This is a genomic window from Flavobacterium sp. (assembly GCF_036405015.1).
Classification (GTDB): domain Bacteria; phylum Bacteroidota; class Bacteroidia; order Flavobacteriales; family Flavobacteriaceae; genus Flavobacterium.
In genome coordinates this window covers 38,283-51,926 of sequence record NZ_DASWYK010000055.1, presented here as the reverse complement: position 1 = coordinate 51,926, position 13,644 = coordinate 38,283, and the positions used below count along the sequence as shown (strand labels likewise).

Sequence of the window (13,644 nt, the reverse complement as noted above, 5' to 3'; positions counted from 1 at the left end):
TGACATCATCAGACTTATCAACTCTAAAGTGGGTAGATATGTCTGACAAACGTCAGTTTTATTTCCTTTCAAATATATAATAATAAACTTATAAATAAACAAAAGAACTTTTAATTCGTTGAATGCTTTTCGTGTTGACATGGTTATAAATTTCAGAGGACTTACCGCTTTATTGAATCAGCACAAACATGATTAATCAATATTAATATTAACGTCTAATCAAAAAATTAAACATCATTTAAAATTTTCAAATCTGTCATTAAATGGTTCGAATTCCGTACCGTCAAGATCACTAGAAATTGAAAAATCTACAAATTTTATAATAGGTAGACTATTGTTATTAAATGTGACCTTGACGGTACAGAATTCGAACCGCTTGCTAGAGGATTTGAAGATTTTAAATTATGCTTAATCGTGTGATTTTTTTTTTAATTCAAATAGTGGTTAGTTTTCGTATTCATATTTATCAATGTATCAAAATCAGCGAAATTTATACTTTTTGTTGATTTACAAGCTTATTAATATATATTTGAATAATCTATTAAGTTTAATTAGCTAATCTTCATTGTAAAGCCCAAAAAAACAAAGAAACTAAGAATTGATGACAGATAAATTTCCAACAATAAATAGCACATTATCACCGAATGATCTTGGAAAACTTATTCGACAAAAATATGAAGTGAGCGAGAATACTGAATGTAGCATATTTCGAGTCGCAATGAACCATTTATACATTGTTCACGATGACGAAATGAAATACGTTTTTAGAGTATACACATGTAATTGGCGTACAAAATTAGAAATTGAAGAAGAGTTGAGACTTTTACTTCACTTAAAGGGAACCGACCGACAAGTTGCTTATCCAATTGCAGATAAATTCAACGAATACATTCAAGAAATTGAAGCACCTGAAGGAAAAAGATTTGGTGTTTTATTCTCATATGCCAAAGGAGCAAAGACAGCTAAGTTTTCACATCAAACAAGTTTTCTAATTGGACAAGCATTAGCAAAAGTTCATCTATCTACAGAAAATTTCAAACTAAATAGAATATCTTACAATACTGATAACTTGCTTGTCATACCTATTCTTAGAATAAAAAAATTCTTTAATAAAAATATTAATGAAATTGAATTTTTAGAAAAACTATCTGCATTTTTAATGCTAAAAATCGGCAGTATTGAGAATCAAAAAATGAGATATGGAAGTGTTCATCTTGACGTTTGGTTTGACAATTTGCACATTGACGATGAAAAAGAAATAACATTTTTTGACTTTGACTTTTGTGGCAACGGTTATCTATGTTTTGACATTTCTTATTTTCTTTTTCAGCTACTTGCAACTAATTTGAACGAAGAAGAATACCAGATAAAAGCACAAAGCTTTTTAAAAGGTTACGAAACTGTAACAGAAATTACTGCCGAAGAAAAAAAGTTTTTGCCTTTTGCTTGTTTAGCAATTATGACATACTACATTAGTATTCAATGTGACAGATTTGAATATTGGACAAATATATTCTTGAATGAAGACCATTTGAAAAGAATGGTTGGAAATCTGAAACGATGGATTGCTTACAACAAAATTGAAATAGATAGCGATTGTTAAAAACAACGATCCGCTAACAGCTACTACAACAGATTGGAGCAATTGGCTTAATGAAATGATATTTTTTTATGATTTAGCAAATACGAAAATAGGCTTTATCTTATCCCAACTCCTGTCGTAATACCAGAATACTATGCGTCGTTTTACCAGAATGAAAAAAGAAAAAATATTACGGGAATTATATTACATGCTTTATATACTAAAAAAGAATCGTAAATCTTTACAGATCCATGATGGGCTTCGAATCAAAATTCCCTGTAAATGAAGGCCTTTTCAAAACTAAAAAAATCCTGCAAATTTCGAATCATAAAAAAAACCTGCAAAATATACAATTTGCAGGCTTTCAAAATTTATAGTGACCGTGACAAGATTTGAACCAAAAAATTTAATATTGTTTGACACTTATTTTTTTCAAATCATTTTGAAAATGGTTCGAGAATTGTCTCGTTGGGCTACTATAAAAAAATGAAAGCCAGCAAAGCGGATATTTTGCTGGCTTTTTTATGGTTCGAAAACCCTTGGTAATTTCTTTAATTGTATAAAGTGTCAATGTTTGCAAGTAATTTTGGTTCGAATCTCATCAAGGATTTTGTTTTTTCTGCATAGATGATTTAGTTAATATCATTTTTAAATTCGTCTCTTTTTTTTAAAGTTTAAAAGTTAGATCTAACGTTCTCGCGTTATATGCAGGCTGGGATTAAGAAAACCAAAACTTTTGTTTAAAACTATTTTTCAAATACAAAACCATCTTTTTTGAATTTTGCCAAATGCCCAGCTTGCTTGTAGCGTTTGCTGTTGGTAGTGATTCTTTTTTATAAATTCGGATAAGGAATTTTCTTTTTATTATTCCATTCAGCATTATGCCAAAAAGTATTGCTTTCTGGTTTTTCATATCCATACAACCCTGTGCTACTTTTCATAATCTGAATGTCTTGTCCTTTTATCCACAAAAAACCTATATCAACATCTCCTTCGGTTTCGAGATTTGGATCTTTATAACGAGTAAAATTTAATTTATAACCTGTTATCCAATCAGGAATTTCATTTATTAACGCTTTAGCAATTTTTTCAGATTCAAGTTTGAAATCTGTTGTGTTCTTTTGCCCATAAACTAAAATATTACCTCGCAGTGTATTGATTCCGCAGAAAGCTGTTGATTCTACAGAGCAGTAATAATCGGGTTTAAAATTTTTATGATTTTCAAATTGAAATTTTATCTTTTTATCCAATATTTTCAATACTTCATAGTGATAGTAAACGTCAATTTCTTTTAATTTAGATACAGGAATGTTGAGCTTTTCTGCAAGTTCATTATAGTTTGTCCCAAACCTCATTCCAATCGCACCATTATTATTCCATCTATCTACATTTATATATTGATGAATTTGTTTTATTTGGTCCATATTAAACTCGCTTATTTGAGTTGGAATTTGTGGAATTTCATTTTCGATTTGGCTTGAATCATTTTGAGAATTTTTACAACTAATGCACGAAATGATAATTAAGATAAAAAGCAGTATTTTTTTCATTGGTTCGTTTTTATGATTACCTAGTACGTTCTCGCTCTACGAGCAGTTTAGGGCTAAATTAAACCCCATTTTCGGATTTGCCAATCTTCCAAATACAAACCAATTTTTTCATTAAGCCAAATGCCCAAATTGCTTGTAGCGTGTGTTGGTGGCAAAGACATTTAACATGAAGTTCGTAAATACATTTCTAGAATATGCCAAATCAGAAAAAACATTATTCCAGAATAGAATAGATAACCTTGCCAATTAAAATATATTTTCATCCGTTTACTATTTATCTGCATTGCTTCTTTAAAACCTTCAACTCCAGCTTTAATTAATTCAGGATGATTACCAAGATCAGGATGTTTGCCTTTGATTATGTCAAAATAACCGTTGTTTGCATATAATGTACTAATTACATATTTTAAAAATTTGAGTCCTAAAAAAATACTTATACTCCAGCAAATCACAGCAATAGCTAATGGAATTAGAGCGATGTTTAATTCGTGATTTTCAGTCTTATAAACTGAAAAACCAATTGCTGATACAGAAATTGCGATAAGATAATAAACGTATTTCTCTTGTTTTTCTCTAAATTCTTGCTGAATGTTAAATTGTATTTCATTCATTTTCCGTTTTTTAAGTTTGTCTTGCCATCAACGTTCTGGTACTATAGCGGGTTTGGGACGAAATTAAGCCCTATTATCGGATTTGCCAAATCATTCTAATACAATCCCATTTTTTTCAATTAAGCCAATTACCCAAATGCATTGTAGTAGCTGTTAGGGTGGGTTACGACAATCTCGCTGAGCATGCCCCATTTGACATTTCAATTATCTATTACAATTACGAAAGTTTTTCCGTCTTTCGATTTGCGTTCCAATTCTTTTCTATTTTTTTAAACTTAAAACTTGAAAATGCTATTTTCGGAGAGTTGGTTATAGCTAGATGGCGGAAACTGAATGAGGGTTTTATTAAATTATAACATTTATTTGATAGATAACTTAACAATCAAGTTTTTTCAGCAACTCCTATTTGAAGATTGCATATTTAATGGTATAATTAATTAAAAATAGGTATTAAGATCATTAATGTACAGGGAAGAAATCATTCCTTTTTCAATTAGATTATTTTTATGACCAATATCTTTTCTAAATAGTTTCATTAAATCTTCTTGTTTCAGTATTCTGAAAAAATTGCTAATTCATTTTTCCAATCACTATAGGATTTTAATATTTCATCTGGAAACCAAATGATCGCTTTCTGGTTAAATTTTTGGAAGAATGCTGTCATTTCATCTTGATTCATATTTTCTCCATTTTTAGAGCTAAATACAACTTTGAAGTAGAATTCAAAAAATTCTTCATAAATAGGTATTTTCTTATTTCTAATCTGAAACTCAATTTCTTTTTTTCTCTCAAGATATCGTGTTACATAATATCCCGTAAAAGTAACTACAGCACCAATTATGGCAATAACCAAATTTATATCTAATTCCATCTACGAATATTTTTTTTTTAAAATTATAAAAAAAAATACTTAGTTTGAATATAATAACAACATAAAAAAACTACAACATAAAAAACTAAATAATTATGATATCAATTACAAAATGCAAAAAGATCTTAAACAAAAATGGACTTTCATATAGTGATGATGAAATATTATTAATACGAAATGTGCTACATAAATTTGCTGAAGTTGCGCACAATATAATTGAAAGAAAAAAGCGGGTGAGTAAATGATATTATCTTCCAATTAGACATCATTCAAAATTTTTAAATAATCTAAAAAAAGGTTCAAATTCTGTACCGCAAAGCTCCAAAGTAAAAGCTTCAGATATTATCGCTAATTATATTTTTCGTTTCTTCTGTAGCATTATTGTGAGCCTTATAGTCTTATTTTTTTTCGTAATTCCTGCTTTAGGAATGATGGCAAACTACAAATCATTTAAATAAAAACTCTAACAGATTATACAATGCTAGAAAAAGGCAAAAATCTATTTATGTTTGCTAAACCAAAAACAAAAATATGGAAACCGTAAAAGAATTTATTCAAAGTACATTTGAAAGTTACAAAGACAGAGTAAAAAGTCCGTTTGTAGGATCATTTGCTCTATCATTTATACTATTTAACTGGAAAGCTTTTTTAGTACTACTGTATTCGGATTTATCAATTATCGTTAGAATAAAATATATTGAGATTTCGTATTGCTCAACAGAAAATTTTGTATGGCCTATTGTTATAGCGTTGTTTTATGTTGTTGTATTACCATATATTAATTTAGGAATTGATTATATATTGGGTTACTACACAAAAAGTAACCAAGATAAAAAAGACAACTTAGAAACTGCAAGATTAGAAAAGCGAAAATCAAATGCAAAATTACTCCGTGAAATTGCAGATGAAAAAGCAGGAACAAGCGAGATAACAAATTTGCAAAGCAAAATTGAAAGTCTTACTGAAGAAATTGAAAAGCATGTTAAACAAAACAAGTTAGATAATGATAGATGGAATCAAAATAGTAAACTTTCTCAAGAAAAAGAAAGCGAATTAAATGATTTGATTAAAGAATTGAGAATGGAAAACAATAATTTATTATTAAACTTACCTACTAGTCATATTTATCCTAGTAAAATAACCGACGATATTAATAAAAATAAACTAGCTGAAGAAATTAATAATATATATAACAAACTTACTGTTGCAGAAGCTGAGGAATTCTTGAATATATTTCAAGTTAATGGAATAATAAATTATGAAATTAAGGTGCCACTTTCGTCCAAAAACGCTGAACTATTGCAGGCATTGCAAGAAAATAATTTAATAACTTATGATAGTAGAAATGTAGTAAAATTGACAGAATTAGGAAGTCATGTTATTAGATTATTACACAATGATACAATGGAGTAATTACCGAAATAGCGCAAACTTAGCGATCTTATTTTTTGAAATTAGTTACATAGAAATTTCAGCTTAATCAACTTCTTTATATCTATCCAAAATTCAGTAGTCAAATTGACCAGTTTTTGCACATAGATTAATTAAAAAACTCTAAAATTGAAGTTCTAACAACTTATTTAAGTGGACTCAAAATTTTTAAATCGTTGGCAAAATGGTTCGAGAATTGTCCTTTTGGGGCTACTAAGAAAAATCTTCAGAGAAATCTGAAGCTTTTTCTTTTAACCTTTTTACAGGCACAGATTACAAATCTGTGTTAACATTGCCTACGTATTGAAGCTATCAGATTGTTTTTTTTATAATTCTTTAAAAATAAATGCTGACAGAATTATTTGCTTCTCAAAAAAATAAAAGATGTTTCAAGCTTTTTTTTTCAGATTTGTAAATTCTTATTCTTCAATTTTTTTAAGCATATAAATTGCATTCCCATTATTGGGATCTAGTTGAAGTACTTTTTTATAACTTTCGATAGCTTTTGTTTTTTCGCCGATTTGTAAATAAGCTTCTCCCAAACTATCGTAAACATTTGCTGATTGTGGAAATTCCTCAGTATTGAGTTTAAATAATTGTATAGCATCATTTTGTCTATTATTTCGGAGTAAATAATAGGCTAATGAATTGCATTCTCTTTCGTTGAAATTATATTTAATTTTATCTGAATCGGGGAGGTTTTTGTAATTTGATATTGCTTTTTTCATTCCAAAGAGATTAGATTGAGCGACAATTTTGTTAGCTGCAGAAATCTTTGGAACAGTGTATGGTTTATTATTTAAAATATTAAGGATAGCATTTCGAATATCATCTTTTAATTCATGTCGTATATTGCTAATATAAATGATAGTAATTTTATTGTTGATTTGCCTTTCAATATAAGAACGAAAACCAGCAAAACCACCATCATGTTGTACTATTCTATCGTTATCACTTATAAACCATCCCATTCCATAAGACTGTTTGCCATATACTGGACTATTCCAATTAAAAGAATCGGGGGTAAATATTTCATCAAGCGTTTTCTTTGAAATAATTGATGGGTAGTACAACATTTGATCCCATTTGTATAAATCATCGACTGTAGAAACAATTGCGGCTGCTCCACCAATATATGTGCTATAATTATAAGAATCTCCAAACAAATAATACCCCACAGCACGTCTTCGTTTCTTTGAAGGGATGTCTACATAGGTGTTTTTCATATTAACAGGGATAAAAATATTTTCTGTTAAAAAATCATCTAGATTTTTACCAGCTATTTTTTCAATAATTAATCCCAAGAGAGTATAGTTTGCATTACAATATTCAAATTTTGAACCTGGAGTGAAGCGTAGTGTTGTTTCTTTTTTTAATATTTCGAGAACATCATTTTCGGTCATATCAGGAAAATCATTAAAGATTGCTATTCCAGATGTTTGATGCAGCATTTGCAGAATAGTAACGGAACGATAAAATTCAGGTAATTCTGGAAAATATTGACGTAAAGAATTGTCATAATTAATTTGTTGTCTTTCCTTTAGTATTGCAATTCCCATTGCTGTAAATTGTTTAGATAATGATCCTATATAACAGGGAGTTTGGGAAGTAAATTTTTCTTTAGTACTTCGATCTGCAAAACCAAAGCTCTTTTTATAAACAATATCACCTTTTTCGGCTATTAAAACAGAGCCTGTAAATTGCCCGTCCTTATATAAGGAAGTAAATAAATTATTTATAGAATTCTCCTTTTTTGATTCTTCCTTAAAATGCTTTTGTGCATTTAAGGTAGTTGTTATTATGCCGAAAAAAATTAAAAATATAATCCTCATGTTTTTTTTGATTGTAACGTTTTATGTTGAAATTTCTTATAAATAAATCAAGATATTTTGCGCTAAACTAAACAAAACACTTATGATTCTATCGTTTAAGCTGTATAAATATGATTTTTATTCAAGTTAATATAGAGAGCTACTTGAAAGAGCAGATAAATTTAAAGACTTATTTGATACAATATTTTAATCATTAATGGTAAGGAAATAATAATGCAATAATAAGTGACGACTATGATAATTTTACTGCAAAATTTGATTTAATTCTAAAAAAATTATCAAAAGGATTATGGACTTAAACTTATCTATAATTTTGAGTCTGACAGGATTTGAAACAAATGATTTATAGTCATTTTTAAAATATTCATTTATGAAGCTAATGTAATAATCATATAATAATCTTCAATAATCTGGTTAGATATTTGAATGCTTCCCGCTACTACACATTTCTTTAAGAATGCAAATAAAAATAGTTTTATGTATAAATTGTGTAATTAATTTTGTTTAAAAGTTCTGGCTAGATATGAATATTTAAAATTGTTGCCTTTAATTATAGTCATGATGTTTTTGCAGGGATATTCAGAAGAATCTGGCGACGGTAAAGAAAAAAAGACCACAAAAAAAGAGGAACGATTCTTTATCGTTCCTCCTCTAAATTATTTGTTTAAAATTCTACAGCTTTGTAATTTGTATTCTTCCAGTTACCGTAGTATTGCTGACAACAGTTCCGTTGGTTTTAAGGAAAGTGGTTACATTGGTTGATTGGCTGGATTTGAGCCAAACTGTTACCAAATATACGCCGGGAGTGGCAATTGTCTTAGTATATATGTTCTCGCTAAAGGAGTTGTCGTAGTTGCCTCCGGCCAGGTTCTTCAGTAATGCATTGGTAATTGCATCATCTGAAATGATCCGAAGGCTGTTCCTTTTAAAGTATTGACAAATAATAATTAAATACTAAAGACCTCAATGCTGGTTACAAAAAAAGACTTAGCAGAAATGAAAGTAAACTGATCACCATGAATCCTATCATATATTTACCATTTTGTGATTTGTAGGTTGATAACAGTTTCTCATATCTTTTATTAAACAACAGTGTGAAATAATTAACAATAAGCGCTGGTACAAAATATAATGTCAATGCTTCAATCTTGATGTCAAATCTTTTTAACTTATAACTTTCCGGATACATCGAGTAATGCAGACCTCCTGGAAGCAATGCTTTTAAGGTGATGATTACTGCCATAATTATTACACCTAAGAACAAACTCAAATATAACATTGTTTGAAATTTCCATTGACCATTATTAGTCTCTTTAGATTTAATGATTGCATCAACACAAAGTTGATCATAAATTTTTATCATATTATTTTAATTTTCGTACATATACAAATCATAAGCAAATAATCAAAATTCCATAAATGGCGGCACCTGTTGCTAGAACAGCCTAACCAGCTGGATTTCTAACCAATCCAAAAGTTGCCATTGTACCTACAACTCCTCCGGCAATACCAATTGCACCATCTGCATAACCTTTGCAGTTAATCGTTCCTCTTTTTCTTCTTTCCATTTCAGCTTTATAGAGACTAAAAATTCCTGCAGCTCCACTCAAGGTATTACCAAAAATTTGTGCAGGGAATTCCCAGGGATTTCTTTATTTTTAGTTACCCATTTTTGAGAAAAATTACCTCAAAAAAAACTGGGTAACTAATAAGGTAAGCATTCTTTGATAAAACATGTGCTTTTTGAAAAGTGTGTAAAATCGAAAAAGCCTTTAAACACTAGAGTTTAAAGGCTTTTGATTTTTAAAGTTTCTTCTGAAACTTCATCTGGCGGAGAAAGAGGGATTCGAACCCCCGGACCTGTTACAGTCAACAGTTTTCAAGACTGCCGCATTCGACCGCTCTGCCATTTCTCCAGTATGTTGCTCTCATTGTCTGATTGCGGGTGCAAATATAAGACGGTTTTTCGGTTATCAAAACTTTTTTTGAAATTATTTTTAAACTTTTTTTGGAATAATTCACAAGTGTCTAATTATCAATAATTCCGAAAATGAGATTTTTTGAAAAATTAATCCAAATCGTCTAAAATTGGCGTTGGTTTCTTGTTTTCATCAACAGCAACAAACGAAAAAGTACCTGAAACTACTGTTTCGCGAAGTTCAGAATACATCTGTTCCATGAAAATATCAACATGAATTTTACAGCTGGTTCTTCCGACGCTATCTACTTTTGCAACCAATTCAATTAAAGTTCCTGCCGGAATTGCTTTTTTAAAATCGATTTGACCAGTTGAGATCGTAACTACTTTTTTACGGCTAAAACGTGTCGCACAGATAAAAGCGACTTCATCCATAAGATGTAGTGCTGTCCCTCCAAATAAAGTGTCGTAATGATTGGTTGTGCTTGGGAAAACCGCTTTAAAAATTCGTGTTTCTGATTTTTGAATTCTTTCTTCTACTGTTCCCATATTAGTAATTAACATATTCTGTAATTTCAAGCCCGTAACCAATCATACCAACACGTTTTGTTTGCTCCGTGTTCGAAACTAGTCTGATCTTAGAAATATCAATATCATGAAGAATTTGAGCTCCAATTCCGTAATCCTTACTATCAATAATCACTTTTGGGGCTTTTAGAGTTCCTTGCGATTGAAGCGTTTTAAGCTCTGAAATTCGATTTAAAAGATTAACAGCAGTCATATCTTGATTAATGAAAATAACAGCGCCTTTTCCGTTTTCATTAATTACTTTAAACATATCATCCAACTGTTGTTCTGCATTGTTGGTTAAAGTTCCTAGTAAATCATTATTAACCTGAGAAGAATGAATTCTTGTTAAGATTGGTTCTCCTAAATTCCAGGTTCCTTTTGTTAAGGCAATATGAATTTGTTTGTTAGTTGTTTGCTCGTAAGCTCGTAGTCTAAAAGTTCCAAAACGAGTTTCAATATCAAAATCTTCTTTTTTAACAATTAAACTGTCATGCTGCATTCTATACGCAACCAAATCTTCGATAGAAACTAATTTTAAATCAAATTTTTTAGCTACTTGCATCAATTCTGGTAAACGAGACATTGTGCCATCTTCATTTAAGATTTCACAGATTACCCCTGCTGGTTTAAATCCTGCCAAACGTGCAAAATCAATTGCAGCTTCTGTGTGTCCAGTTCTTCTTAAAACACCTCCTTGTTTAGCAATTAAAGGGAAAATATGCCCTGGACGAGCTAAATCTTGAGGTTTTGTATTTGGATCAATCAAAGATTCAACTGTTTTAGAGCGATCTGCTGCTGAAATTCCAGTTGTAACTCCATTTCCTTTTAAATCAACAGAAACGGTAAAGGCAGTCTCCATATGATCTGTATTATTCGTTACCATAGAACGAAGATCAAGTTCTTTACAGCGGCTTTCGGTTAGCGGTGTACAGATTAAACCACGCCCGTGTGTGGCCATAAAGTTGATCATTTCTGGTGTTACTTTTTCGGCTGCTGCCAAGAAATCACCTTCATTTTCACGATCTTCATCATCGACTACAATGATTACTTTACCTTGACGAATAGCTTCTATAGCTTCTTCAATGGTATTTAGTTGTATTTTTGTTGTTGACATAATTATTGTTGCTTTTGAGCTGGTAAAAACCGCTCGGAAATTTTTTGAAATAGTTGTGAAATTGGAGTTGTAATCGCATCAAAGTTAATTAATCCGTTATCGTTTGTTGCACGATAGGTCAGAAGAATTGCTAAAGGCAGTAAAATAATAGACGACATCCATGATCCCATAAATGGAGTCATTCCGCCTTCTTGCGATAATCTTTTTCCAAAAGTGTTGATAAAGTGAAAAGTAATAAAGATTAAAACAGCAAAAACAATTGGAAGCCCAAGTCCTCCTTTTCTAATGATAGCACCAAGTGGGGCACCAATAAAGAACATTAAAAAACAGGCAAATGCAATAACAAACTTTTCATACAATGCACTTAAATGTTTGTTGATTTCGCGTTGTTTGTCTTTTAAGTCTTTTTGTGTTGTTTCGATTGAGTAAATATTACTGGTAACATTGCTTCCTGCCATTTTTAAGATATCTACTTTGTCTTTGTTTGAATACATTGACATTAGATTATTTGGCAGTTGCTTTTCCTTTGTTTTTGTTTGTACTGGAGCAGGGTATTTTCTAATCCCGACACGCTGATTAATGTTTTCAGAAAAAGAAACAATCTCGTTATCCAGATTTTTGTTTAATGAATCTAAAGTATAGCGCAATTCGTTTACATTAAGCATTGCATTTGTTCCAGCTATACTTTCTTTATTTTCATCAACTTTGTTTAATTCGGATAGATCTATATTGATAATCTGCTTTTTGAATTTTCCTTTAATGAAAGGTAATTTGGCACGATCTTCATATTTTTTTGGAGTAACATCCTGATAGTAATAACCATCATTCAAAACAAGTTTTAAAATACTTGATTTTTCGCTACTTACTAATTCTCCTGTTTTAGATTTAATAACCGTTTTGTTTTCGCCCATATTGTTAGGCTTTTCGTGAATGGTAACTTCTGTAAGTTTGTTTCCATTCTCTCCAGATTTTTTTACAACTTTAATATTGTAAAAACCAACATCGTTAAATTGTCCTTCTACAATTGCCATTGCAGGTTTGGCTTGAGCAATGTTTTTTCTAAAATTGACGAACTTGTATTCTGCGTATGGAATCACATTATTAGCGAACCAAAATGCAACAATACTTAAAACGAAAATAAACACAATTAAAACTCGCATAGCTCTCTGAAGAGAGATACCAGACGACTTCATAGCTGCAAACTCATAATTTTCGGCTAAATTTCCAAAAGTCATGATAGAAGCCAGTAAAACCGATAGAGGTAGTACAAGTGGAATAATACGAGGCATAGAAAAAAGCAGGAACTTCACGACTAATATTAAGTCGAGATCTTTTCCTGCTAGTTCTGATATAAATAGCCATACTGTTTGCAGTATGAATATGAAAAATAAGATTACAAATACAGTAGTAAATGTAAGTAAGAATGTTTTTAATAAGTATTTGTCTAGAATTTTCAACCTTCTGATTAATCTAATTTATTAATGTAGTATTTCGGGTATTTACTCGCTACAAATGTAAATTGATTTTTTGATAAAGGTTGATTGGTTTTAAAAGAATTAACGGTTAAAGTTGTTTTTGTTCCGTTTTTTCCAGTTTCAATCAAATTGTAGATGTGCTTTGTTTGAACGTCAACCCCTAAAAGAATTTCTTTTCTTTGGTCTTTTCCACTTGTTGGAACTAATTTGATATATTGAATCTTTCTTCCTTTTACATTTTGAACAATATCCATATTGTATTTGTATCCAGAATTGAAAAAAGTAAGCATTTTAGAAGGAGTGATAGCGTTATCATCTTTCTCATTTACTTTAGAAATAGTAACTTCTTCGTCTTCAGGAACGATAGTGTATGTTTTTTGACCGTCAAAAATTTTGGTAACACCCATGAAATTCAAAACATATTGATTGCCTTTCATCGTTACGTTTCCTTTACTGTCCTGGTTGATGTTTTCTTTCGCATTATTCAAAGAATATTTGAAATCGATAACAATATTGTCGTAGCTTTTTATTTTAGAAGTTACTTCGTTCAATAAATCCTTCGCTTTTTTATCCTGAGCTTGAATAGAAGTGAAGCTCAAAAGCAATATAACTGCCATTTGAAAACACTTTTTAGTCATGTTTGTGATAGAATTGTTGTTGATTTCTTGAATTTTTGCTTTCATGATTGGA

At 30.3% G+C, this 13,644-nt stretch carries 13 protein-coding genes and 1 tRNA gene; 3 read left to right on the top strand and 11 right to left on the bottom strand.

All coding sequences use genetic code 11. The features are described 5' to 3' along the window. Nucleotides 1-601: 601 nt before the first annotated feature. A complete protein-coding gene (locus VGE71_RS04505; protein WP_331137225.1) occupies nucleotides 602-1,603 on the top strand; it encodes a phosphotransferase in 1,002 nt (333 codons plus the stop codon). 812 nt (nucleotides 1,604-2,415) lie between these two features. On the opposite strand, the gene VGE71_RS04500 is transcribed toward VGE71_RS04505, so the two are convergent. The 3 genes from VGE71_RS04500 to VGE71_RS04490 form a co-directional block, all read right to left on the bottom strand. After that, the gene (locus VGE71_RS04500) at nucleotides 2,416-3,132 is read right to left on the bottom strand and encodes a hypothetical protein (RefSeq protein ID WP_331137224.1); all 717 of its coding nucleotides are present in this window, start codon (nucleotides 3,130-3,132) and stop codon (nucleotides 2,416-2,418) included. A gap of 161 nt (nucleotides 3,133-3,293) precedes the next feature. After that, nucleotides 3,294-3,743, bottom strand: a complete 450-nt coding sequence (locus VGE71_RS04495) for a hypothetical protein (protein WP_331137223.1) — start codon at nucleotides 3,741-3,743, stop codon at nucleotides 3,294-3,296. A 550-nt stretch (nucleotides 3,744-4,293) separates the two neighbouring features. After that, nucleotides 4,294-4,614 carry a hypothetical protein gene (locus tag VGE71_RS04490; RefSeq protein ID WP_331137222.1) on the bottom strand — a complete coding sequence of 107 codons (321 nt, stop codon included), beginning with the start codon at nucleotides 4,612-4,614 and terminating at the stop codon, nucleotides 4,294-4,296. 531 nt (nucleotides 4,615-5,145) lie between these two features. On the opposite strand from VGE71_RS04490, the gene VGE71_RS04485 reads away from it, so the two are divergent. Then, on the top strand, nucleotides 5,146-6,027 hold the full coding sequence (locus tag VGE71_RS04485; RefSeq protein WP_331137221.1) for a hypothetical protein: 882 nt from the start codon (nucleotides 5,146-5,148) through the stop codon (nucleotides 6,025-6,027). A gap of 437 nt (nucleotides 6,028-6,464) precedes the next feature. On the opposite strand, the gene VGE71_RS04480 is transcribed toward VGE71_RS04485, so the two are convergent. After that, nucleotides 6,465-7,877 carry a serine hydrolase gene (locus VGE71_RS04480; RefSeq protein WP_331137220.1) on the bottom strand — a complete coding sequence of 471 codons (1,413 nt, stop codon included), beginning with the start codon at nucleotides 7,875-7,877 and terminating at the stop codon, nucleotides 6,465-6,467. Nucleotides 7,878-8,417: 540 nt separating this feature from the next. On the opposite strand from VGE71_RS04480, the gene VGE71_RS04475 reads away from it, so the two are divergent. Further along, on the top strand, nucleotides 8,418-8,639 hold the full coding sequence (locus tag VGE71_RS04475) for a hypothetical protein (RefSeq protein ID WP_331137219.1): 222 nt from the start codon (nucleotides 8,418-8,420) through the stop codon (nucleotides 8,637-8,639). A gap of 211 nt (nucleotides 8,640-8,850) precedes the next feature. Here the strand turns inward: VGE71_RS04475 and VGE71_RS04470 are convergent, their stop codons facing one another. The 7 genes from VGE71_RS04470 to VGE71_RS04440 form a co-directional block, all read right to left on the bottom strand. After that, the gene (locus tag VGE71_RS04470) at nucleotides 8,851-9,120 is read right to left on the bottom strand and encodes a hypothetical protein (RefSeq protein ID WP_331137218.1); all 270 of its coding nucleotides are present in this window, start codon (nucleotides 9,118-9,120) and stop codon (nucleotides 8,851-8,853) included. Nucleotides 9,121-9,322: 202 nt separating this feature from the next. Continuing rightward, entirely contained in the window at nucleotides 9,323-9,445 is a 123-nt protein-coding gene (locus VGE71_RS04465) for a hypothetical protein (RefSeq protein ID WP_331137217.1), read from the bottom strand. Nucleotides 9,446-9,705: 260 nt separating this feature from the next. Next, nucleotides 9,706-9,793 (bottom strand) — tRNA-Ser (locus VGE71_RS04460). 152 nt (nucleotides 9,794-9,945) lie between these two features. Continuing rightward, on the bottom strand, nucleotides 9,946-10,344 hold the full coding sequence (locus VGE71_RS04455; RefSeq protein WP_125721663.1) for an acyl-CoA thioesterase: 399 nt from the start codon (nucleotides 10,342-10,344) through the stop codon (nucleotides 9,946-9,948). Between the two features lies 1 nt (nucleotide 10,345). Beyond that, a complete protein-coding gene (gene ribB, locus VGE71_RS04450) occupies nucleotides 10,346-11,479 on the bottom strand; it encodes a 3,4-dihydroxy-2-butanone-4-phosphate synthase (protein ID WP_331137216.1) in 1,134 nt (377 codons plus the stop codon). A 2-nt stretch (nucleotides 11,480-11,481) separates the two neighbouring features. After that, entirely contained in the window at nucleotides 11,482-12,936 is a 1,455-nt protein-coding gene (locus VGE71_RS04445; protein WP_331137215.1) for an LptF/LptG family permease, read from the bottom strand. An 8-nt stretch (nucleotides 12,937-12,944) separates the two neighbouring features. Further along, a complete protein-coding gene (locus VGE71_RS04440; RefSeq protein ID WP_144214979.1) occupies nucleotides 12,945-13,637 on the bottom strand; it encodes a LolA family protein in 693 nt (230 codons plus the stop codon). Nucleotides 13,638-13,644 lie beyond the last annotated feature (7 nt).